Here is a 22,052-nt window from a genome sequence, read left to right as displayed (position 1 = left end):
AAATGAATATAGAAAGTAAAGTATTAAAAAATGGCTTAAAAATTTATGCCATAAATCTAAATGATAATTCAGGTGTAGCTAGTGTAAATATCTTTTATAAAGTAGGCTCAAGTTATGAAGAATTAGGCAAAAGCGGTATAGCACATTTGCTAGAACACCTATCTTTTAAAAGCACAAAAACTCATAAGGCTGGAGAATTTGATGAGATAATAAAAGCATTAGGCGGAGTAAATAATGCTTGCACTAGTTTTGATTACACTCAATATTATGTAAATATCGCAAATATTCATATTAAAAGGGTTTTAGAATTATATTCTAGTATGATGAGTGAGTTATTGTTTAATAAAGATGAATTTTATAAAGAAAGAGATGTAGTCCTTGAAGAAGAGAGATTAAGAGTAGGAAATGATGCTTTTGGGTATTTATATAATGCTATTTATAATTACGCTTTTATAAAGACTAGTTATCATTGGACGCCAATTGGATTTGCTGATGATATAGCAAATCTTACACCTAAAATTGTAAAAGAATTTTATACTAAATTCTATGCACCAAATAATGCTTGTATAGTAATTAGCGGAGATTTAGCTAATATTGATATTTTTAGTATGTGCGAAGAGATTTTTAGTAAAAAATCAGCAAAAAAAATCACGCAAAATAAAGTATATGAACCAGATAGAACAGGTCTAAAAGAAATAGAACTTAGTTTTCCTAATCTAAATTCTAATATTTTTGCTTGTGCTTATAAAATACCTGCATTTAATCACGAAGATTTTGAGTATTTAAAGGCTATTTCAATATTTTTAAATCTTGATAAAAACTCAATTATAAAAAATAAAATGATAAATGAATATAATCTATGTGCTGATTTGGACTTTTACGCACAAAGCTCTAAGAATGAAAATTTATTTATAATTTTTGGAGTTTGTAATGATTTAGTAAATACAAAATCAGCAATAAAGCAACTAAAAAAATTAATTAATCAAACAAAATTTAATAAATTTGATACAAGAACAATTTATAATCAATTAGAATTAAGCATAAATCAAGTAAAATCCAACCCAAGTGCTTTAGCGAGTGGAATTGGTAAATTTGAATGTTTTGGAGATGTAAATGTATTTTTAAATTCTCTAACTTCAAAAGAATTAGATTATAAAATTTTAAACCAAGTTTTTAAAAAATATCTAAAAGATGACAATTTAACTCAAATAATTTTAAAGGAGAAAGTATGAAAAAAGAAATAATAGGTGCAATGACAGCTTTAATAACACCATTTAAAAATGATAAAATTGATGAACTTAGTTATGAAAAGCTAGTTAAAAGACAAATAGCAAATGGAATTGATGCCGTAGTTCCTGTTGGAACCACAGGAGAAAGCCCAACTTTAACTCACGAAGAGCATAAAAGATGTATAGAAATCGCAGTAAGTGTTTGTAAAGGAACAAATACTAAGGTTTTAGCAGGTGCAGGCTCAAATGCAACTCACGAAGCAATATCTTTAGCAAAATTTGCTCAAGAGTGTGGAGCTGATGGGATTTTAAGCATTACTCCATATTATAATAAACCTATGCAAAGTGGATTATATAAACACTATGAAGCTATTGCTAAATCAATTGATATTCCTATTATGCTTTATAATGTTCCAGGAAGAACAGGTTGTGAAATAGCTAGTCAAACTATAATTGAACTTTTTAGAAATTGTCCTAATATTTACGGAGTAAAAGAAGCAAGTGGAAATATAGATAAATGCGTAGATTTATTAGCAAACGAGCCAAAACTAAGACTTGTAAGTGGAGAAGATAGTATAAATTATCCTATTTTAAGCAATGGTGGTAGTGGTGTAATTAGCGTTACTTCAAATCTTTTACCAAATGAAATTGCTAATTTAACTCACGAAGCTTTAAAAGAAAACTATAAAAATGCAAAATCTATTAACGATAAACTTTATAATATAAATAAGATTTTATTTTGTGAGAGCAACCCAATTCCAATAAAAGCAGCAATGTTTATAGCAGGATTACTTCCTAGTCTTGAATATCGTTTGCCACTTTGTGCTCCTAGTAAAGAAAATCTAAAAAGAATAGAAGAAGTTATGAAAAATTATGATATAAAAGGATTTTAATGCAAGAGATTAATTTTAAAGATAAAGTATTAGTAATAAGCGGTGGAACTCGTGGTATAGGTAAGGCTATTGTATACGAATTTGCAAAAGCAGGTTGTAATGTTGCATTTACTTATAATTCAAACGAACAAATCGCACAAGAAATTGTTGCTGATATTGAAAAAACTTACAAAGTTAAAGCTAAATGCTATCCATTTGATATACTTGAGCCTGAAACTTATAAAGATTTATTTTTAAAAATTGATGAAGATTTTGATAGGGTTGATTTCTTTATCTCAAATGCAATTATTACAGGTCGTGCAGTTGTAGGTGGATATACTAAGTTTATGAAACTTAAACCTCGTGGAATTAATAATATCTTTACAGCTACCGTTAATGCTTTTGTTTGTGGTGCTCAAGAAGCAGCTAAGAGAATGGAAAAAGTTGGCGGCGGAAGTATTATTTCAATTTCTAGCACAGGGAATTTAGTTCATATTGAAAACTATGCAGGTCATGGCACAGCAAAAGCTGCTGTTGAAGCAATGGCTAGATATGCAGCAACTGAATTAGGCGAGAAAAATATCCGTGTAAATGTTGTAAGTGGTGGTCCAATTGATACTGATGCTCTAAAAGCATTTACTAATTATGAAGAAGTAAAACAAGCTACAATGAATTTAAGCCCATTAAATCGTATGGGGCAACCTGAAGATTTAGCAGGTGCTTGTTTATTCTTATGCACCGATAAAGCTAGTTGGGTTACAGGACATACATTTATTGTAGATGGTGGAACAACATTCAAGTGATGAATTTACCTAATCTTTTGGCTAGTGCTAGGATAGTCCTAGCACCAATTTTATTTATATTATTAACGCATTCAAATGTGTTGGTTAATACTCACAATATACATATTTCTTGGATAAATTATTTAGCAGCTCTTATTTTTACTATTGCTTCTATAACTGATTTTTTTGATGGATATATTGCAAGGTCTTGGAATCAAAAAACAATTTTAGGAGAGATTTTAGACCCTTTAGCTGATAAAATGCTTACTTTAGCAGCGTTTTTAGGGCTTATGATGATGGGAAGGGTTAATGAAATTCTAGTTTATTTTATATTAGTTCGTGAGTTTTTTATAACTGGTTTAAGAGTTATGATAGTAGCTGATGGGCTTAAAATCGCTGCAAATATGAGTGGTAAAATTAAAACAACATTTCAAATGTTAGCAATTGGATTTTTACTAATGGATTGGTGGGGAAAAGATATTTTATTTTATCTATGCTTTTTCTTTACTATTTATTCTGGGGCTATTTATGTAATAGAATACGCTAAGGCAAAAAAATGAAGAATATAATTCTCACTTTTATTGTTTTAGCTTTTTGCTTTTGGCATTATGGGGCTAGTTTTTTAGGCACTATTTTAATACTTTCTTTTTTGATATTTTTTCATGAATTAGGGCATTTTTTAGCTGCAAAATACTTTAAAGTTAGAGTTTTAACATTTAGCATAGGGTTTGGAAAGCCAATTTATGTGAAGCATTATAAAGGCACTGATTATCAAATATCAAGCGTATTTTTAGGTGGATATGTCAAGATGAAAGGTCAAGATGATAGCGACCCTACTCTTAAAAATTATGATTATGATAGCTATTCGGTATTACACCCATTTAAAAAGATTTTAATTCTTTTTGCAGGTCCATTTTTTAACCTACTTTTAGCATTTTTAATCTATATAAGTTTAGGTTTTATAGGAGTTGAAAGGCTTAGTCCGACTATTGGTGCGCTTAGCGAATATGCTGATACAAAACTAAAAGTAAATGATAAAATATTAGAAATCAATGGCACTAAAATTAATAATTTTTACGATATCAAACCACTCGTAAATGATAGTAGTATTAATGTAAAAGTATTAAGAAATAATGAAATTTTAGAACTTGATATTAAAACTTACGAAGGCAAAACTCAAAATATTTTCGGAGAAATCATCACAAAACCACTATTAGGAATTGTGCCTAAAAATGAGACTTTTATAGAATATCATAGAGATTTTAGTGTGTTTGCTTGGGCTTTTAAAGAGAGTTTAGATGGGGCTTTTTTAATCCTTGAAGGTCTTAAAAAATTAATATTAGCTGAAGTTAGCCCTAAAAATATAGGTGGAATTATAAGCATAGCCGACACAACTACAATGGCTACTACACTTGGAATTTCAAAACTGCTAATAATCACGGCTTTACTATCAATTAATCTTGGGATTTTAAACCTTTTACCTATTCCTGTGCTTGATGGCGGGCATATAGTTTTTAATTTATATGAGTTAGTTTTTAAAAGAGAAGTAAATCAAAAAGTATTTATTACACTTAGTTATATTGGAATGTTTTTATTATTTTCTTTAATGATATTTGCTACATTTAATGATATAACAAGAATTATTGAAAACCAATAAAGTATATTTTATTGGTTTTTTAATTCTAATAATTAAAACCACTATATATTTTTGCTTATTTTAAATTCTTTAATTTACTTACAATATTTTTAATTAAACTAGACTTCCTATGCTTGTAGTTTTTCTTTATATGAGTTAATTTTTAAAAGAGAAGTAAATAATGTGTTTTTATTATTTTCTTTAATGATATTTGCTACATTTAATGATATAACAAGAATTATTGAAAACCAATAAAGTATATTTTATTGGTTTTTTAATTCTAATAATTAAAGCTCACTAGATAAAACTAGGCAAAACTTACATAATTTTATTATTCTTCAACACTCACTACGCATTTATTTTTACCCGTATTCTTGCCAAGATACAAATTCTTATCAGCAATTTCAAATAGTTGCTTATAATCTTTTTGATTAAAATTAGCTATATATCCACCTATTGTAATACTTATTGTTTCTTGCAAATCACTTATCTTTAATTTAAACACTTCTTCTCTAATGTCATTTAAAAATATTTCAGCATCTTTTTTATTATCAATATCTGCAATGATTAAAAATTCTTCCCCACCCCATCTACAAATATTAATATTAAAATCAGAATATTTTTTATACTTATTGATTAAAACTATAGCCAACATTTTTAGCACAATATCTCCGGTTTGGTGACCATAAGTATCATTTATATGTTTAAAATTATCAATATCACATACCGCAATTAAAATTCTTTGTTTGTTATATTTTGATAACACAACATCTTCCATATATTTTCTATTATATAAACCTGTTAAAAAATCTTTATATACAATTTGAGCTAAATCGTTAATTTTTTTACTAGGAATAACGGTTACCAATACACCATAAACCACTAAAAAAACCAATAAAACAGCTAAATTGATTGGATAAAGAACAATATTTGCATTTTTATATTCGTTAATTTCAAAAAATTTATCACTATGTAGCACAATAGAATCTGCTTGAAAATAACTAAGATAAATTAAAAAAATAATTAAAATTGTTGATACAAAACAGGTGCTTTTCTTAAAAAATAAAAATTGCACAAGTATCAAACAACATAATAACAAGTCAAATCCACTAGCACTACCTAAGTAATAAATTGCGATTAGCTGATGGATTAAAACTTCAAAATATACAACGGCATAATAAATTTTTATTTTATCGCTACTAAAATTTGTAATTATTAATACATAAATTAAGGTTGAAACTATATTTACATAAAATAGCTCATATATTTTCATATAATAAAATATAAACAAAAAGGACACATGTAAAATTGTCGCCAAAAGTATGATTAAATAAATATAATCATAAAAATTAATCAGTCTAGATATTAACTGCTTGATTTGAGTTGTCATAATTTTCCTTGTTTAATGAACCTAATATTTGAATAAATTTCTTGTTTTCAACTATACTTAAATTTGCCTTGATTTCATAAATTTCTCGTATTAAATCAAGTGTAATAACATCGTTAATCTTTCCATTTTTATAAACCTTGTTGTTATGTAAAAAAATTGCTTCATCACAATATAAACTCGCTAAATTTAAATCATGTAAAACAACTATGCTTATTAAATCATTTTCAATTGTAATCTTTTTTAAAGCTTCTAATAAAATACATTGGTGTTTAATATCTAATGCACTTACAGGCTCATCAAGTAATAAAATACTTGGGTTTTTAAGCAAAACTTGAGCAAAAGCTATCATTTGTCTTTGACCGCCAGATAAATCTTTAATATTAATATTAGCAAGATGCGAAATTTTAAATTCCTTTAAAACATTAACTGCTTTATTTAAAATTTCATCGCTTATTTTTAAACCTAATTCACTATAAGCACCTAGTAAAACTACTTCTAAAGCACTAAGGTTTGTATGAGTATGAAAACTTTGTAACATATAACCTATATTGCTTTGCCATTTTTTAATATTATCTGAATTAATATTACGATAAGTCATATTATGTTTTTTATCAAGTTGAAAAATAGCATCTAACAATGTGCTTTTACCTACACCATTAGCACCTAAAATAGCATAAATTTTACCTGATTTAAATTCTAGGTTGATATTATTTAAAATAGTCTTATTTCCTTTTTTAATACTTAGATTATTAATTTTAAGCATTTTTATTCCTTAATATAATAAAAAAGAAAAAAGGAACACCAATAAAAGAAGTTACTATTCCTATTGGAAATAAACTACCAGGAATTATCAATTTTGAAACACTAGAAGCTAAACTTAAAAATAAAGCCCCTATTATCATTGAAGCTGGTAAGAAAAATCTTTGATCTTCTCCTATAATAAGCCTTGCGATATGTGGTGCAACAAGACCTATAAAACCTATAACGCCCACAAAAGAAATAGCAACAGAACTAACAAAAGAAACACATAATAAAACTTTAATTCTTAAATATACTAAATTAACCCCTAAAACTTTAGCATTTTTCTCCCCAAGCCTAAATACACTTAAAGCCCAATTATCTTTTAATAAAATTAAATAACAAAATAAAGTAACCAAAAATACTATTAAAATATTCGTATAATTAGCTTTTTGCAAACTTCCAAATAGCCAAAATAATATTTGTTGAGATACTTCAGGACTTGATAAAAATTGCACTAAAGATAAAAAAGATTGAAATAAAAACAATAAAGCAATACCAACTAAAACTAAACTTTGAGTGTTATATTTGTTATTTTTAGCAAAAATAAATAATATTGCAGAGCTTAACAAACTAGCACAAAATGCTCCTAATGGAATGCTAATAAAAGAACTTATAAAACTTATATTAAATGCAATTACTAATGAAGCTCCAAAGCCAGCTGCAGCACTAAGACCTAAAGTATATGGACTAGCTAAAGAATTATTTAAAATAGTTTGCATTAAAGCTCCGCCAAGTCCTAATGAAGCTCCAACAACAAGTGCCATTAATGCCATAGGTAATCTTAAATTATAAACAATATTAACGAAATTCTTTTGTATATCTATATCAAGTGCTTTAGATAATAAAGCTTTACATACAATAATTAAATCAAGTTGAGCTGGTCCTGTAGAAATATCTAGTATAAAAAATACTAATGCTAATAAAAAAGAGATTAGTAAAAATCCCAATCTCTTATAAATAGTGGATTTGTATAAAAGAATTTCTCTACTAAAATTTCTCATCATCAAGCTTTATCATAAAAGTTCCATCAGGAATAATCGGCAAATATTTCTTATGATAATTAATATAATCATCACTTGGATTAATATCACTAAATAACTCAGGATAAGCAGCTTTTGCTACAAATTCTAACATAAAAATATCCCCCAAAGTCCTTAGCATACTATGATAACCACCATAAATTCTATGATTTTTTACTGCGTTTAAATCTTGCCAAGTAGTTCTATTAGAAAATCCTCTTAATCTAGTATTTGCTTCATCAAAACTAATATTATTACCCATTACCATTGAAGTTTTATTTTTCTTAAGCTCACTTTCACGACCTGCTATAATAATTACTTCAGGGTCTTGAACTATGATTTCTTCAGGATTAATAGCTCCCCAAGTCTTAATAAGCCCATCAGCAATACTCTTAGCATTTGCTTTATCAATCAAACTTCCCCACATATAATGTGAATATGTAACTCCATTATCACTAGGGCCATTAATTCCGTATTCTATATAAACTTTTACTTTATTTTTAATATCTTTAGTTCTTGTTTGAATTAATTCTAAACGACTTTTATAATCATTCATAATTTCTTCAGCTCTTTTTTCTTGGTTGGTTAAAATTCCAAAAATTTTAGTGCTTATCTCGTGGTTTTGTAATTTTCCTTCGTGATAATCTACTACTATTATTGGGATATTTGCTAGTTTAATTGGATTTAAAGTATCTTTTAATGTATCATATTGCCATTTAGCTAAAACTAATACATCAGGTTCTAATTCTAATATTTTTTCAATTGACAATGTGCCTGATTCTGCTTCACCAAAATCTGCAATTTTGTCTAAATTAGGCATTACATCTAAATACATTTGCCAAGAAATTGGACTCCATTCACTCCAAACTGCTTTTGAAAAACCAACAACCTTATCAAATGATTTTTCTCCACCAACTGCTAAAAAATCTGTATAGTAAAAACCTAAAGCTATTCTGTTAACTGGGGTATTTAAAGTAATTTCGTTTCCTGTTACATCTTTGAAAGTAATTTCCTTAGCAAACAAGCTAAATGATAATAAAAATAGTAGAATAAATCTCAACACTTCTCCTTAAATTTTAAAGAAATAAAAAAAGGAATTTGCCAAAAGCAAATTCCTAATCATTAAAATGCTGGGATTATAGCACCTTTAAATTGCTCTTCAAGTATCTTCTTAATTTTTTCTGTTTTTATAACCTTTATTAAAGCTTTTACCCCTTCATTATTTTCATTGCCTTTTTTAACAGCAATAACATTTACATAAGGGCTATTTAAATCTTCTAATATTATAGAATCCTTTGTAGGATTTAACTTCGCTGCTAATGCGTAATTTGTATTAATTACAGCCAAATCACACTCATCTAAAACTCTTGGAACCTGTGCAGCTTCTAACTCTTTTATATCAAGATTTAAAGGATTTTCCGTAATATCAATAACACTTCTAAATTTTACTTCCTTATTTGTCTTAATAAGTCCAGCTGCTTCAAGTATGTCTAAAGCCCTGCTTTCATTTGTTGGGTCATTTGGGATATATACTAAAGCATTATTTTTTAATTCTTTAATATCTTTTACCTTTTTTGAATATGCTGCCATTGGAGGTAAAAACACATTAGCAACCGCTACTAAATCAGTGCCTTTACTCTCGTTAAAGTCTTCTAAAAAAGGCTTATGTTGATACATATTAGCGTCTAATTCCCCATCATTTAATGCAAGATTTGGTAGAATATAATCATTAAATTCTACAACTTTTAACTCATATCCAAGCTCTTTTAAATCATCTTTTACATTTTCTAAAATAGTAGCATTTGGATATGGAGTAATCCCTACTCTTAAAATCTCCGCACTAGCGTATAAACAAAATGCTAAACTTAAAGCTAATTTTTTCATATTTTCTCCTTAAAAACTTGGGATTATTTCGCCCTTATATTTTTCTTCTATAAATTTTTTAATTCTTGCATCATTTATAGAATCAACTAAAACCTTTGTCTTATCACTATTAATATTATCAGTCTTAACTACTAAAACATTAGTATATGGACTATCTTTACCCTCAATAATTACCGCATCTTTTGTAGGATTTAACTTCGCTGCTAATGCGTAATTTGAATTAATCACAGCTAAATCGCACTCATCTAAAACTCTTGGTAATTGTGCAGCTTCTAACTCTTTTATATCAAGATTTTTAGGGTTTTTTACGATATCTAGTGGAGTTTTTAGCTCTACATTTTTATCAAGTTCAATAAGCCCTGCAGCTTCAAGTATATCTAAAGCCCTACTTTCATTTGTTGGGTCATTTGGAATATAAATTAAAGCCTTATCTCCTAAATCTTTAATATCTTTAATCTTTTTAGAATATGCTCCCATTGGCTCAAGATGAACTGGTGCAACTGGAGTTAATTTTGTTCCTTTTTGCTTATTGAACTCATCTAAATATGGTTTATGTTGGAAAAAGTTTGCATCTATTTCGCCATCATCAACCGCTAGATTTGGCAATACATAGTCATTAAACTCAACGATTTTTAACTCGTGCCCTTTTTCTTTAACAATTTTTGCAACTTCTTCTAAAATTTCAGCATGTGGAACAGGCGTTGCACCTACACTAATAACATCAGCAAATAAATTTGCACTTAAAGCCAAACAAGCAGCTAAACTAAACAATCTTTTCATAATATCTCCTTAAATAAAATTTCCTGAATAAATAAATAAAATAACTAAAGCTAAAATTGAAATATAAAGATATTTATCCTTACCTTTTCTTAAAGCTTTTTCAACTAAATCCCCCCAAATCTGAACGATTTGAACCAATACAATCAAAACGATAACCGTTTCTACCATAATATCTGTTTTAAATCTTTGATAACCATAGCGATTAGCAACATCGCCAAGTCCTCCACCTCCTACAATTCCTGCCATTGCACTATATCCAATGACTACTATTAAAGTAAGCGTTGCTGCATTAATTAACGCAGGTAATGCTTCATACAATACGACCTTAAAAATAATTTGTATTCTACTAGCACCATAACTCTTAGCCGCTTCAATTATTCCGTAATCTACTTCATTTAAAGCACTTTGCACTAATTTTGCAATAAATGGAGCAATTCCAATTGTAAGTGGCACAATAGCCGCTGTTGTTCCTATGCTTTTTCCTATTAAAAACTTTGTAAAAGGAATTAAAGCAATAATTAATACTAAAAACGGAAAAGAACGGAATATATTTACAACAAAATCAAGCACTCTATAAAAGCCTAAATTCTCATACAAACCACCCTTTTTACTAACAAAAAGAAATATTCCTAAAACAAGTCCTAGTGCAAAACCAATAATAGTAGCACTAATACTCATATATAAAGTCTCTTTTAATGCAGGATATAAAATCTTGTCAAAATGACTTAGAAAATTATCAAAATAATTCATACTTCCTCCCATAAAACGCCACTTTTATTAATATATTCACACACTCTTTGTTTATCACTTGGATTAATATTTATAATAAGTGAACCAAGTGCAATATCATTTAGCTTTTCAATTTTTCCCCAAACTATTGAAAAATCAATATTAAGCTCTCTTGCCATTTTAGAAATTACTCCATCAAGTGCTACTTCTTTAGGGAAAATTAATCTTATATTAAGCCCACTTTCTGGCACACAATCACTCTCATCTAAGAATTCTCTCATCTTCTTACTTGGTTTTAAAAATATTTCGCTAATTTCTCCATTGCCAATGATTTCTCCACCACTTAACAAGCAAGCTTTATCAGCTACTCTTTTAACAGCGTCCATTTCATGAGTTACTAATACAACGCTAATGCCTAAATCTTTGTTTATTTGTTTTAATAAATCTAAGATTTGATTAGTAGTAGCAGGATCAAGTGCACTAGTTGCTTCATCGCTTAATAAAATCTTAGGATTTAGTGCAAGTGCTCTTGCTATTGCAATTCTTTGCTTTTGGCCACCACTAAGATTAGCAGGATATGAATTAGCCTTATCGCTTAATCCAACCAAATCAAGCAATTCTTTAACCCTTTTATCCACATTATCTTTTTTATGTAAAAGTAAAGGCATTGCAATATTTTCATAAGCACTCTTTCTACCCATTAAAGCAAAATGTTGAAAAATCATTCCAACTTCGGTTCTTAATTTTCTTAACTCTTCTTCTTTAAGGTCTTTAATTTCTTGATTAAATACTTTTAATGAACCTGCTTGATAGCTTTCAAGTGCATTTATACATCTTAAAAGTGTGCTTTTACCAGCTCCACTTTGTCCGACAATAGCATAAATCTCGCCCTTTTTAATATCAAGACTTACATCGTTTATTACGCAAGTATTTCCGTAATACTTTTTAAGATTTTTAATTTCAATCATAACTTTCCTTAAAATTTAATTTAAAGAAAAATAAAAATTTTTGAGAGTTTTGTAAGTTGCAAAAATATTTTATCTTTCTTTTTTAGCTTGCTTGCTTTAATATAATTAATTTGCGTCTAGCTAAAAAAGAAAGTCTTTAAAAGCCAGACGCTAGCGCATCTGCATCATCATTTAAAATCCTTTGTTTAAAAATATTTGTTGATTAAAGCAAAAAATATTTTTGATGTCAAGATATTTTTAAAATAATTTTATATTATTTGTTACATTTCGTAACATTTAAAGCTTAAAAGCTATAAAAGAGCAAAAATTTGCCCACCTAAAAAAGCAATCAATTTGCTTAAAATTAGCATTGCTTAAAATTTTTATATTTTCATCATAAGTAAAAGGTATTAAAACATTTTCTAAAGCAGCTCTTTTTTGAGCTATTTCATATCTTGAATATCCTTGCAATTCCTTATAATTTTCGTAAATATCAATTATATTTTTTTGTAAAATTTTATTTTCATAAAGCACTTTTTCGCATAAAATAAAAATCCCATTCTTATTTAATAACTTATATATTTTTTGTAATAAATCTTCTCTTAAAAGTGGTCTAATAAAATGCAAGGTATAAGAACAAATTATCGCATCAAAACTATCATTAAGACTTAAAATATCTTCTATATTTTTATTAATCAAATTAATTTTAACACCTAAATCACTAGCCTTAATTCTAGCCCTATTTAGCATTTGCTCTGAATTATCAAGCCCAAAAAGCTCTAAATCATCTCTTTTTGAAAGTGCTAAAAGTGTATTTGCAGTTGAGCAACCTAAATCTAAAACCTTTGCATTTTTTGGCAAAATCTGACTTAGAATTTTAAAAATTAATTCTTGATTTTGCAAATAATACGGCACACTACGAGTAACCATATCATCAAACACACGCACCACTTTTTCATCAAATTCAAATTGTTTTATTAATTCTTCGTTAAAAACTTCATCTTTCATCTTTAGCCTTTAAACTTAGAGCTTTTATGTCTAAGTTGATTTGTTCTTTTAAACTATCAAAATTATCAAATTTTTTATTCTCTCTAAAAAATTCTAAAAACTCTATTTTAATTTTGTAGAATTTAAAATAGGAATTTGAACTATTTAAAATATGCACTTCTAAAGCCGTATTTAAATCAGTTGAGCGTTTGCCTAAAAAAGTAGCTGCAAAATAACACTCATTATCTAAATAAACCTTAGTAAAATAAACCCCTTCTTTTGGTAAAAAATAATTATCATAATCTACATTAATAGTAGGGACAAAAAATTTAGCTCCTAAACCTTGACCTTTGATTTGTCTTCCTTGAATGAAATAATTTCTACCTAAAAATTTATTCACACTTTCTAAATCAGCATTCAATAAACATTCTTTAATCAAACTTGAATGAACGCTTATATTATCTATTTTAAATTCATCTACGATAATACATCGTAACCCAGAAAATTCTTGCAATTCTTTTGCGTGAGCTTGTCTATTTTTACCAAAATGAAAATCATATCCTGCTACAAAATATTTAAGTTGTGTAAAATTATACATAATATTTTGTGTAAAATTATACGCATTTTCATCTTTTATCTCATCAAGATTTACAAAAAATATTTTGCAATTTAGCAATTCTTGCTTATAAATTATCGGAACTAATTCTCTTGTTTTTTTATATATTATTAATAAAGCTCCATTATCATCAAGCCTTTTTATCAGTTCAAAATGCCCTAAATGTAAAGCATCAAAACACCCTATTGCTAAACTTGTAATATTTTCTAAATCACATTTATTTGCTTTTATTATTTCATTTTGAAAAAGCGTAAAAATATTCATAATTTCCATCTTTTCCGCTAAGTTTTGATTTTGATTTTTTAAGTAAAATCAAACCTAATCTTATTACTTCTTTTTCAAATTCTTCGCAAGATTTAAGCACAGCTTTTTCATCTTTTACCACACCATTTTTAGAACGCTTTACATTAATTCCCACTTCAAATTGTGGTTTAAATAAAATAATTAAATACTTGCTACTTAGTCTTATTAAATCATTTATAATTAATCTAGCTGATATAAAACTTAAATCGCACACTACTATTTCAAACGGAGCTGATTTAAAATCTCTAATATCTGTATTTTCAAATGCTTTTACCTTTGGATTTGCTCTTAAGCTATTATGCAATTGTTTATCTCCAACATCTACACAAGTAACACTTAAAGCATTATTTTCAAGTAATATTTGGGTAAATCCACCCGTGCTAGAGCCAACATCTAAGCAATCAATTCCGCTAATTTTTAATTCAAATTCTTCTAAAAATCCTTTTAATTTATAAGCAGCCCTGCTAACATAAACTTCATCTAATAATTTACATTCATAATCTTGCAGTATCTTATCACTTGCCTTTTTTACTTCATTATTGATTAATACTTTTTCATTTTCTAATAATTCTTGAGCTTTATTTCGGCTTATATTTAATTTATTTGCTACGAATAAATCAGCTCTCATAAAAGTGCCTTAAACTCATCTTCATTAAGTATCTTAATGCCTAATTCTTTAGCTTTAGTAAGCTTACTTCCTGCATCATCTCCACACAATAAATAAGAAGTTTTTTTGCTAACACTTGAGCTAGTTTTTCCGCCGTTTTCTTTGATTATATTTTCATAATATTCTCTTGGATTACTAAGTGTGCCAGTTATTACAAAAGTCGTATTTGCAAATTTATCACTAGATTTTATATTTGTATTTTTTAGCCTTAAAATCTCATAAAATCTAATAATTAGCTCTTTATTAATCACGCAAAAATTAGCAATAGATTTAGCCATTTGCTCTCCAAATCCATCTAATTTTAAATAATCAATCTCATCTTTTAAATACCAATCAAATCCAAATTCACTAGCAACCTTGCTAGCAGCTACTTCTCCAATATGCTCACATCCTAAAGCATTTATAAAACTTGCTAATTCGCAATCTTTTGATTTTTCAATAGAAGTTAAAATATTAGTTATCTTTTTATCAGCAAAACCCTCAAGACCTTGAAAATCTTCGTATTTTAGCTCATAAATACACTCAAATGTGCTGATTTTTTCAAGTTTAAATAACAATTCAATAATTTTATCCCCTAAACCATCTATATTTAGGCATTTTTTACTCGCAAAATATATTAATTGATTTAGCATTTTTGCCTTGCAATTAAGATTTATACATTTAATTAAAGCTCCATCATCTAATAAAGTTTCATTACAAGATGGACAATTTATTGGCTTTGGAATTTTAATTTGTGTGCCATCTCTTCTTTCTTTATAAACACGAGTTAATTTTGGTATAACATCTCCACTTCTAATTATGCTAACGCTATCATTAATCATCAAATCAAGCCTAGTTATCTCATCGTAATTATGTAAAGTTACTGATTTAACTATAGCTCCATCAATATTAGTAGGCTCAAGTGTTCCAACAGGGGTTATTACTCCCGTTCTTCCTACTTGATAACTAACATCAATTAATTTTGTAATTTGCTCTAAAGGTTCAAATTTATAAGCAGCCATAAATTTTGGAAATTTGCTTGTAAATTCAGTGCATTTGCTTAAATCATTTATCCTTAAAACAAAACCATCTAACATCATTTTTTTATTTAATCTATCATTTTGTAAATTCTCATACTCAATTTGCAATTTATTAGCCCTAACAACCTTGCAAAAATCATCTTTTAAAAAACCTAAACTTCTAATAAATTCCATTGCTTCGCTATGTTTTGTAAAACTTAGTGAGTTTTGCCCTATTCCGTGCGGATAAAATTGTAAATTTCTCTTTGCAACTTCGCTTGGTTCTTTAAGTCTTAATGAACCACTTGCAGCATTTCTTGGATTTGAAAATAAGCTTTCATTATTTGCTAATTTTATTTCATTTAACTTCAAAAAATCATCTTTTAAAATAACAATTTCGCCCCTAATTTCAATCAATTCTTTATAAGCAATACTCTTAGGAATTGAAGTAATTTGCATAGCATTTAGAGTAATATCATCGCCTACACTACCATCTCCACGAGTAATTGCGTGAATTAATTTACCATTTTCATAAATTAAGTTTAAACTAGCTCCATCAAATTTTGGCTCAATGAAAAATTCTTCATCTTCTGCCTTTGCTCTTTTTATCCAAGCGCGTAATTCATCTTCATTAAAAACATCTTCCATAGAATACATTCTGCTAAGGTGAGCTAATTTATTAAAGCCATCATTTACATCTTTTAGATTGATTGGCAATACTTTTTGTGTTGGAGAATCAGGGCTTATATCATTTGGATTTAAACTCTCATAATCTTTTATTTTTTTCATAAGTGCGTCGTATTCAGCATCACTTGCAAGTGGATTTTCTCCTAAATAATAAGCCTTTGCCCATTTATTTGCTAATTTAATATTTTCTAAATACTCTTTCATATACTTTCCATTTTTTTAAGATAATTTATCATTGCATTTTGCCCTATTACATCATGAACTCTAATATAATCAGCATTTGAATTAGCGTGAGTGATTAAACTTAAAGCTTCTTTATGCTCACCTAAAAATCTTTTATTTGAAGCTGCCAATAAAATAGGTTTATTTAAGGTCTTAAAATGATTTAGATATTTTACTAAAACTAAATTCTCATACTCACTTTTGCCAAAACCTATTCCAACATCAATTATTACTTTACTTTCTATTTCGCTTAATTTATTTAAAAAGAACTCATAAACGCTATCTAAAATAAAGAATTTAGAATTAGAATTTGAGTTGTTTAAGCCAGTATTATTTATATAATTATCAAAATAATTATTTTGTGAGTGCATTAAAATATAAGTAGCGTCGTATTTTAAAGCTAGTTTTGATAGCTTAGTATTAGCACTAATATCATTTATATATTTAAAGCCAATATCAAGAGCATTTGTTAAACAAATCTCATCAAAACTATCCAAGCTAAAATCTATCTTATCGCATAATTTATGTTCTTTTATTAAATTAAAAATAGGCTTTAATCTATCAAGCTCTAATTTCGCTCCTAAATAAGTAGAATTAGGTCTTGAGCTCATAGCACCGATATCAATAATACTTGCACCATTTTCAATAAACTCATAAGCCTTAGCTAAAAATTCCTTCTCGCTAATCCTAGAACTTTCATAAAAACTATCATCATTAATATTCATAATACCCATAATTTTTGGATATTTTTTGCTTATTTTTAATTCGTTTAAAAATTTACTAAGTCTTATACAAGAAAACTGCTGCAATTTAAGCTTATTAGCTAAATCCTTTGCATTAATGCTATCAACTAGCAAAATGCTATCGTATTTATACTCTCCGCCTAAAATTGTATTTTTGTGATTTAAAACAATTGCACCTACGCTAATTGCGTCTTGTTTTAAAATATTTGCAGCGGTTGTGCTTATATTTTTTATATAAATTATTTGATGATTACTTCTTTTTAAAAATCTATCTAGTGCAAACTCACTTGAATTAATATCTTTAGCCGAGTTTTCATCTAGTAAATAAAAACTAGCTTCTCTCACGCATTATTCCTAATAATAACCTTGAAATTATAATTTTAGAATTTGAATTAAGCTTTGATAATTCATAGCATTTATAAAATTCTTCTAATAAATCACTACTAATATTTATGCCTTGTTTGTAGCATTCTTTAGCTAATGCACTTATAAATTCACTCAAACTCGCTTTATCAACATCGTAATTTACAATATCTAAATACGACATATTTTTAAGATTTAATTTAATCTCATAATTATTTTTATAATTTTCTAATTTTCTTGAAATTAATCTTGATTTAATAGTTGCTAATAAAAGATTTTTTGAACTAACTAAAATCTTAAAATACACATTAGCAGGTGGCTCTTCTAGTAGTTTTAGCATATAATTTTGAGCTTGTATGCTATATTCTTTATATGATAATACAAAATATTTATCATATTCTTCAATCAAATAAGCATTTTGCATAATCGCTTTTGCATCATCTAATAAAAACTCATCACCACTAAAAACCTTGCAGATTTTAGTTTTTTGCCTTAAATCATTTATAAAATCATCAGGGCTTTGAGTGATTATTATCTCACTTCTCAAATCTTAACCTTTGCAAAAATAATAGCGTCTAAACAAGCGTTAATTAATTGAGCAATAGTTATTAGTTTAATATCTAAATGTTCATCACTTGACTTAAGACAAAAAGAATTATCATATTCTTCATCTAATATAAACATTAAGCTATCTTTTTTATTTTTAGCAAGTTTTGCCATTTTTGAACTATCCTTACCAAAATAAATATAAATATAACCATTAGGATATGCTAGACTTAAAACATCATCAAGTAAATCTTCATTCTTATCATAATTATCAAGTTTAAAACCTTTTAAGCTAAAAAATGGCAACAATGGTCTAGCACTTTTTGCATTTACAAGACTTAAAAAATACTCCTCAAACCAAGCTCTTTCATCATCGCAAATTACTATAAAATTTTTCCCATCTAGTAAATAGCTAAGCCTAGAAGATAGCAAAGGGCTTATCTTAAACCTTTCGCTATCTAGCCAACTATAAAGCATACCTTTTTTTTGGATAAAGTCTTTTACAAAACTTAAAAAATCCTGCATTAATCTTCCAGCTTATAAACTTTATGTAGTGTTCTAACTGCTAATTCAGCATATTTTGAGCTAACAATCATAGAAATTTTAATCTCACTTGTTGAAATCATTTGTATATTAATGCCTTCATTTGCCAATGCTTCAAATGCAGCACTAGCAACACCTGAATGAGTTTTCATACCAACTCCAACTACTGAAACCTTAACTATATCGCTATCGCTTTCTATTACTACATCACTACCTAAAAGCTCTCTCATAGCTTCACTTGCATTTTTTAATTCATTTTGTGGCACGGTAAAACCCAAATTAGTAGTTCCATCATGACCTACATTTTGAATAATCATATCAACATTAATGTCTTTTTTTGCTAAAGTTGTAAAAATACTAGCAGCAATTCCTGGCTTATCTTCAATTCTTCTTAAAACTATTCTTGCTTGATTTTTATCTAATGCTATTCCACTAACTAATGCTTGTTCCATTTTTTCCTCGCTTGTTATAATTGTTCCACTATTTTCATTAAAGCTACTTCTAGTAACTAATTTTACATTTAATTTTTTTGCTAATTCAACGCTTCTATTTTGTAAAACTTTAGCACCTAAACTAGCAAGTTCTAACATTTCTTCATAAGAAATTTTATCAAGTTTTTTAGCCTTTGGCTCAATTCTTGGATCAGTAGTATAAACCCCATCAACATCTGTGTAAATCTCACACAAATCAGCATTTAAAGCCCCTGCAAAAGCAACAGCACTCAAATCACTTCCCCCACGACCAAGTGTAGTAGTATTTCCATTTGCTGCATACCCTTGAAAACCAGCTATTACAACTATTTTTCCACTTGAAAGTTCTTTTTTAATTCTAGTTGCATCAATATCAATGATTTTTGCGTTTGTATAATCATCTGTAGTTAAAAGCCCAGCTTCTTTACCACTTAAAGAAATCGCATCATATCCTTTTGACATAAGTGCAATAGCAAGTAAAGCAGCAGTTTCTCTCTCACCACAAGAAAGCAACATATCTAATTCTTTTTTATTTGGACTTTCTGAATAAAAATTAGCATTATCAATTAATTGATTTGTTCTACCGCTCATTGCAGAAACTACCACAACTATATCTTTATAAGTCTTTTTAGACTTAATAACCCTATTTGCAACATTTTCTATGCGTTCAAGGTTGCCAACGCTTGTGCCTCCGTATTTTTGAACAACTAACATCCTATAAATCCTTCTTTTTGAAAATACTTTAAAACTTTGGTATAAAGTGGTCTTTTAAAATGATTAATATAAGGGTTTATATCCTTATAATCCACAAAAAGATGCTCTTTAAACTCAGGTTCATTGGTATTTAAATTAATCAAGTTATTATCTCTTACTTTAACTAAAAAATACCTTTGAGTTTGCCCATCAAAATTATATTTTTTCTTAACAGCTTCGTTAGGAAATTCATAGCTTAACCATTCAGGATATTCAGCAATGATTTCAAATTCTTTTGTGCCTAATTCTTCTTCAAGCTCTCTTATCAATGCTTCTTTTGGACTTTCTCCATCATCAATCCCACCTTGCGGGAATTGCCAAACATCAATATCAAGTCTTAAAGCCACTAAAATTTTACAATTTAATGGGTATTCTTGAGACAAAACAATAGCTGCTACATTTTTTCTAAATCTTTTTTTCATCAAATAACCTAAAATTAATTTCACACGATACTATCAAGAAAAATTTAATTAAAAGCAACATTTTTACTAAAGAAATAATTATTTTTTGCCGATATGAAGCTTATGATTTTCAAGGAGAAAAAATGCAAATAAGTGCTAGAAATATAACTTTATCTTATCAAGCAGCAGCTTCTTTTAGTAGTAAAGATGAAGCACAAAAAAACATTAAAGATAGCTTAAAAAACTACGGCGTAAATCTTAGCAACGAAGAATTAGACAAACTCACAGCAAAAGGCGAAAATGATAGTTTTTTTGCAATGAGTTTTGAGATTAGTATCACAGAAATTAGCATTCAAGGTAATTTAAACGAAATTGCAAATAATAGGGGTAATATTAAAGAATTTTTAAATAATTTTAAAGATTTAGTTAATGATAATTTAGATAGCAATAGTGCTAAAAATTTATTATTAGATAATGCAGAATTTGGTTCAAAAAATACTGCAAAAAGAATGGCAGAGCAAATCCTAAAAAATGCAAATAATGATGCTAATAAACTAAGATTAGGTAAAGATGGATTATTAAGTGGCTTTAATGAAGCATTAAAAAGATTTAATTTCGGTGATGATTATATGAGTTTAGCTAATAAAACTCTTGATAATGCTATCAAAATGATAGATGAGCAAATCGCTAAACTAGGCGAAAATTTATTAAATTTCAAAGCATAAAATGAGAATTTATATTCATATTCCATTTTGTGCTAGCAAATGCTCTTATTGTTCTTTTGCTAGTTTTACAAATCAGCAAAAAATAAACGAATATTTTAAAGCCTTAGAATTAGATTTAGCAAGGTTTTTACCATTTTCTAAAGATATAAAAAGCATATATTTTGGGGGTGGAACTCCAAGCTTTATAGACGCAAAATACTATGAAAATATTTTTAAATTATTAAAGCCTTATATTAATAATGATACAGAAATCAGTGCTGAAGCAAATCCAAATTCTTTAAGCTTAAATTGGCTTAATACTATGCGTAATTATGGATTAAATCGCATAAGCGTTGGGGTGCAAAGCTTTAATGATGAGAAATTAAAATTTTTAAACAGAGCTCATTCTAGCAAACAAGCTATAGAAAAAATCAAACTATTAAAAAATGAAAAAATATCTTTTAGTATAGATATAATTTATGGCACTTATTTAGATGATTTAAATATGCTAAATGATGAATTAAAAGTCATAAAAAGCCTAGAATTAAATCATCTTAGTGCTTATACTTTAATTTTAGAAGATAATACCCCTTTTCAAAATAAAACCGAGTATATTCAAAAAGATGATGAGTTAAATTGCTATTTTTATGAAAATTTGCAAAAAATCGGGTTAAAAGCTTATGAAATAAGTAATTTTGCAAGTTCTAGCGAATATGAATGCTCTCATAATAAAGCTTATTGGAGTAAAGAAAATTACTTAGGCATTGGACTTTCAAGCGTTGGCACTAGCGATAATATTCGCTATACAGCAAGTTCAAACCTAAATGAATATATAGCAAATCCATATTTTAGAATTAAAGAAAGTTTAAGCCCAAATGACATTAGACTAGAAAGCATTTTTCTAGGACTTAGATCAAATGTAGGAGTAGATATTAATCTTATTAAAAATAAAAAGAAATTAGATGATTTAAAAGATTTGG

General features: G+C 27.7%; 24 protein-coding genes. 7 read left to right on the top strand and 17 right to left on the bottom strand.

The annotated features are described in order from the left end of the window. Positions 1 to 2: 2 nt before the first annotated feature. The 5 genes from AVBRAN9334_RS05560 to AVBRAN9334_RS05540 are packed head-to-tail and all read left to right on the top strand — an operon-like array spanning position 3 to position 4,540. Positions 3 to 1,232, top strand: a complete 1,230-nt coding sequence (locus tag AVBRAN9334_RS05560; RefSeq protein WP_336607227.1) for a M16 family metallopeptidase — start codon at positions 3 to 5, stop codon at positions 1,230 to 1,232. Continuing rightward, the gene (dapA, locus tag AVBRAN9334_RS05555; protein ID WP_214117734.1) at positions 1,229 to 2,122 is read left to right on the top strand and encodes a 4-hydroxy-tetrahydrodipicolinate synthase; all 894 of its coding nucleotides are present in this window, start codon (positions 1,229 to 1,231) and stop codon (positions 2,120 to 2,122) included. Before AVBRAN9334_RS05560 ends, dapA begins: the two co-directional genes overlap by 4 nt. Next, positions 2,122 to 2,904, top strand: coding sequence for an enoyl-ACP reductase (locus tag AVBRAN9334_RS05550; RefSeq protein WP_214117735.1), 783 nt, complete (start codon positions 2,122 to 2,124; stop codon positions 2,902 to 2,904). Before dapA ends, AVBRAN9334_RS05550 begins: the two co-directional genes overlap by 1 nt. Further along, positions 2,904 to 3,443, top strand: coding sequence for a CDP-diacylglycerol--glycerol-3-phosphate 3-phosphatidyltransferase (gene pgsA / locus AVBRAN9334_RS05545; protein WP_214117756.1), 540 nt, complete (start codon positions 2,904 to 2,906; stop codon positions 3,441 to 3,443). The genes AVBRAN9334_RS05550 and pgsA overlap by 1 nt, the downstream gene beginning before the upstream one ends. Next, complete coding sequence (locus tag AVBRAN9334_RS05540) at positions 3,440 to 4,540, top strand: M50 family metallopeptidase (RefSeq protein ID WP_239803638.1); 1,101 nt, start codon at positions 3,440 to 3,442, stop codon at positions 4,538 to 4,540. Before pgsA ends, AVBRAN9334_RS05540 begins: the two co-directional genes overlap by 4 nt. Before the next feature lie 310 nt (positions 4,541 to 4,850). On the opposite strand, the gene AVBRAN9334_RS05535 is transcribed toward AVBRAN9334_RS05540, so the two are convergent. The 17 genes from AVBRAN9334_RS05535 to AVBRAN9334_RS05455 form a co-directional block, all read right to left on the bottom strand. Beyond that, complete coding sequence (locus AVBRAN9334_RS05535) at positions 4,851 to 5,909, bottom strand: GGDEF domain-containing protein (protein WP_214117737.1); 1,059 nt, start codon at positions 5,907 to 5,909, stop codon at positions 4,851 to 4,853. Then, positions 5,878 to 6,672 carry an ABC transporter ATP-binding protein gene (locus AVBRAN9334_RS05530; RefSeq protein WP_336607226.1) on the bottom strand — a complete coding sequence of 265 codons (795 nt, stop codon included), beginning with the start codon at positions 6,670 to 6,672 and terminating at the stop codon, positions 5,878 to 5,880. The genes AVBRAN9334_RS05535 and AVBRAN9334_RS05530 overlap by 32 nt, the downstream gene beginning before the upstream one ends. After that, positions 6,665 to 7,711, bottom strand: a complete 1,047-nt coding sequence (locus AVBRAN9334_RS05525) for a FecCD family ABC transporter permease (RefSeq protein ID WP_336607225.1) — start codon at positions 7,709 to 7,711, stop codon at positions 6,665 to 6,667. The genes AVBRAN9334_RS05530 and AVBRAN9334_RS05525 overlap by 8 nt, the downstream gene beginning before the upstream one ends. Further along, a complete protein-coding gene (locus AVBRAN9334_RS05520; protein WP_336607224.1) occupies positions 7,698 to 8,789 on the bottom strand; it encodes an ABC transporter substrate-binding protein in 1,092 nt (363 codons plus the stop codon). The genes AVBRAN9334_RS05525 and AVBRAN9334_RS05520 overlap by 14 nt, the downstream gene beginning before the upstream one ends. 62 nt (positions 8,790 to 8,851) lie before the next feature. Then, a complete protein-coding gene (locus AVBRAN9334_RS05515; RefSeq protein WP_214117741.1) occupies positions 8,852 to 9,613 on the bottom strand; it encodes a MetQ/NlpA family ABC transporter substrate-binding protein in 762 nt (253 codons plus the stop codon). 9 nt (positions 9,614 to 9,622) lie between these two features. Then, positions 9,623 to 10,393: a MetQ/NlpA family ABC transporter substrate-binding protein gene (locus tag AVBRAN9334_RS05510; protein WP_214117742.1), complete on the bottom strand. Its 771-nt coding sequence runs from the start codon at positions 10,391 to 10,393 to the stop codon at positions 9,623 to 9,625. A 9-nt stretch (positions 10,394 to 10,402) separates the two neighbouring features. Next, a complete protein-coding gene (locus AVBRAN9334_RS05505) occupies positions 10,403 to 11,143 on the bottom strand; it encodes a methionine ABC transporter permease (RefSeq protein WP_214117743.1) in 741 nt (246 codons plus the stop codon). Then, complete coding sequence (locus AVBRAN9334_RS05500) at positions 11,140 to 12,090, bottom strand: methionine ABC transporter ATP-binding protein (protein ID WP_214117744.1); 951 nt, start codon at positions 12,088 to 12,090, stop codon at positions 11,140 to 11,142. The genes AVBRAN9334_RS05505 and AVBRAN9334_RS05500 overlap by 4 nt, the downstream gene beginning before the upstream one ends. Positions 12,091 to 12,366: 276 nt before the next feature. Then, entirely contained in the window at positions 12,367 to 13,077 is a 711-nt protein-coding gene (gene cmoA / locus AVBRAN9334_RS05495; protein ID WP_214117745.1) for a carboxy-S-adenosyl-L-methionine synthase CmoA, read from the bottom strand. Beyond that, positions 13,067 to 13,945 (bottom strand): bifunctional riboflavin kinase/FAD synthetase, encoded by an 879-nt coding sequence (locus AVBRAN9334_RS05490; protein WP_336607223.1) that lies wholly within the window; start codon positions 13,943 to 13,945, stop codon positions 13,067 to 13,069. Before AVBRAN9334_RS05490 ends, cmoA begins: the two co-directional genes overlap by 11 nt. After that, on the bottom strand, positions 13,908 to 14,603 hold the full coding sequence (tlyA, locus tag AVBRAN9334_RS05485) for a 23S rRNA (cytidine-2'-O)-methyltransferase TlyA (protein WP_336607222.1): 696 nt from the start codon (positions 14,601 to 14,603) through the stop codon (positions 13,908 to 13,910). Before tlyA ends, AVBRAN9334_RS05490 begins: the two co-directional genes overlap by 38 nt. Then, positions 14,600 to 16,531, bottom strand: a complete 1,932-nt coding sequence (ligA, locus tag AVBRAN9334_RS05480; protein ID WP_336607221.1) for an NAD-dependent DNA ligase LigA — start codon at positions 16,529 to 16,531, stop codon at positions 14,600 to 14,602. The genes tlyA and ligA overlap by 4 nt, the downstream gene beginning before the upstream one ends. After that, positions 16,528 to 17,637 (bottom strand): dihydropteroate synthase, encoded by a 1,110-nt coding sequence (folP, locus tag AVBRAN9334_RS05475; protein WP_214119920.1) that lies wholly within the window; start codon positions 17,635 to 17,637, stop codon positions 16,528 to 16,530. The genes ligA and folP overlap by 4 nt, the downstream gene beginning before the upstream one ends. Continuing rightward, complete coding sequence (locus tag AVBRAN9334_RS05470) at positions 17,624 to 18,202, bottom strand: DNA polymerase III subunit delta' (protein ID WP_214117750.1); 579 nt, start codon at positions 18,200 to 18,202, stop codon at positions 17,624 to 17,626. Before AVBRAN9334_RS05470 ends, folP begins: the two co-directional genes overlap by 14 nt. Continuing rightward, on the bottom strand, positions 18,199 to 18,726 hold the full coding sequence (locus AVBRAN9334_RS05465; protein WP_214117751.1) for a HobA family DNA replication regulator: 528 nt from the start codon (positions 18,724 to 18,726) through the stop codon (positions 18,199 to 18,201). The genes AVBRAN9334_RS05470 and AVBRAN9334_RS05465 overlap by 4 nt, the downstream gene beginning before the upstream one ends. Next, positions 18,726 to 19,928, bottom strand: coding sequence for an aspartate kinase (locus AVBRAN9334_RS05460; protein ID WP_214117752.1), 1,203 nt, complete (start codon positions 19,926 to 19,928; stop codon positions 18,726 to 18,728). Before AVBRAN9334_RS05460 ends, AVBRAN9334_RS05465 begins: the two co-directional genes overlap by 1 nt. Continuing rightward, positions 19,922 to 20,389, bottom strand: coding sequence for an RNA pyrophosphohydrolase (locus tag AVBRAN9334_RS05455; protein WP_214117753.1), 468 nt, complete (start codon positions 20,387 to 20,389; stop codon positions 19,922 to 19,924). Before AVBRAN9334_RS05455 ends, AVBRAN9334_RS05460 begins: the two co-directional genes overlap by 7 nt. A 122-nt stretch (positions 20,390 to 20,511) precedes the next feature. Here AVBRAN9334_RS05455 and AVBRAN9334_RS05450 point away from each other — a divergent pair, with 122 nt between their 5' ends. Further along, positions 20,512 to 21,093, top strand: a complete 582-nt coding sequence (locus AVBRAN9334_RS05450) for a hypothetical protein (RefSeq protein WP_214119918.1) — start codon at positions 20,512 to 20,514, stop codon at positions 21,091 to 21,093. A gap of 1 nt (position 21,094) precedes the next feature. After that, a partial coding sequence (gene hemW / locus AVBRAN9334_RS05445) for a radical SAM family heme chaperone HemW (RefSeq protein WP_336607220.1) occupies positions 21,095 to 22,052 on the top strand: 958 nt, incomplete at its 3' end.

The sequence above is a fragment of the Campylobacter sp. RM9334 genome (assembly GCF_020138145.1).
Classification (GTDB): domain Bacteria; phylum Campylobacterota; class Campylobacteria; order Campylobacterales; family Campylobacteraceae; genus Campylobacter_E.
This window is presented reverse-complemented; position numbering and strand designations above follow the sequence as displayed.

Excerpts from the sequence above, each read along its gene's own strand:
- AVBRAN9334_RS05490 (WP_336607223.1), bottom strand. The coding sequence starts at position 13,945 with ATGGAAATTATGAATATTTTTACGCTTTTTCAAAATGAAATAATAAAA.
- ligA (WP_336607221.1), bottom strand. The coding sequence starts at position 16,531 with ATGAAAGAGTATTTAGAAAATATTAAATTAGCAAATAAATGGGCAAAG.
- AVBRAN9334_RS05460 (WP_214117752.1), bottom strand. The coding sequence starts at position 19,928 with ATGTTAGTTGTTCAAAAATACGGAGGCACAAGCGTTGGCAACCTTGAA.
- dapA (WP_214117734.1), top strand. The coding sequence starts at position 1,229 with ATGAAAAAAGAAATAATAGGTGCAATGACAGCTTTAATAACACCATTT.
- AVBRAN9334_RS05515 (WP_214117741.1), bottom strand. The coding sequence starts at position 9,613 with ATGAAAAAATTAGCTTTAAGTTTAGCATTTTGTTTATACGCTAGTGCG.
- AVBRAN9334_RS05505 (WP_214117743.1), bottom strand. The coding sequence starts at position 11,143 with ATGAATTATTTTGATAATTTTCTAAGTCATTTTGACAAGATTTTATAT.
- AVBRAN9334_RS05525 (WP_336607225.1), bottom strand. The coding sequence starts at position 7,711 with ATGAGAAATTTTAGTAGAGAAATTCTTTTATACAAATCCACTATTTAT.
- AVBRAN9334_RS05455 (WP_214117753.1), bottom strand. The coding sequence starts at position 20,389 with ATGAAAAAAAGATTTAGAAAAAATGTAGCAGCTATTGTTTTGTCTCAA.
- cmoA (WP_214117745.1), bottom strand. The coding sequence starts at position 13,077 with ATGAAAGATGAAGTTTTTAACGAAGAATTAATAAAACAATTTGAATTT.
- AVBRAN9334_RS05540 (WP_239803638.1), top strand. The coding sequence starts at position 3,440 with ATGAAGAATATAATTCTCACTTTTATTGTTTTAGCTTTTTGCTTTTGG.
- AVBRAN9334_RS05510 (WP_214117742.1), bottom strand. The coding sequence starts at position 10,393 with ATGAAAAGATTGTTTAGTTTAGCTGCTTGTTTGGCTTTAAGTGCAAAT.
- pgsA (WP_214117756.1), top strand. The coding sequence starts at position 2,904 with ATGAATTTACCTAATCTTTTGGCTAGTGCTAGGATAGTCCTAGCACCA.
- AVBRAN9334_RS05450 (WP_214119918.1), top strand. The coding sequence starts at position 20,512 with ATGCAAATAAGTGCTAGAAATATAACTTTATCTTATCAAGCAGCAGCT.
- AVBRAN9334_RS05500 (WP_214117744.1), bottom strand. The coding sequence starts at position 12,090 with ATGATTGAAATTAAAAATCTTAAAAAGTATTACGGAAATACTTGCGTA.
- AVBRAN9334_RS05560 (WP_336607227.1), top strand. The coding sequence starts at position 3 with ATGAATATAGAAAGTAAAGTATTAAAAAATGGCTTAAAAATTTATGCC.
- AVBRAN9334_RS05530 (WP_336607226.1), bottom strand. The coding sequence starts at position 6,672 with ATGCTTAAAATTAATAATCTAAGTATTAAAAAAGGAAATAAGACTATT.
- AVBRAN9334_RS05535 (WP_214117737.1), bottom strand. The coding sequence starts at position 5,909 with ATGACAACTCAAATCAAGCAGTTAATATCTAGACTGATTAATTTTTAT.
- tlyA (WP_336607222.1), bottom strand. The coding sequence starts at position 14,603 with ATGAGAGCTGATTTATTCGTAGCAAATAAATTAAATATAAGCCGAAAT.
- AVBRAN9334_RS05550 (WP_214117735.1), top strand. The coding sequence starts at position 2,122 with ATGCAAGAGATTAATTTTAAAGATAAAGTATTAGTAATAAGCGGTGGA.
- AVBRAN9334_RS05465 (WP_214117751.1), bottom strand. The coding sequence starts at position 18,726 with ATGCAGGATTTTTTAAGTTTTGTAAAAGACTTTATCCAAAAAAAAGGT.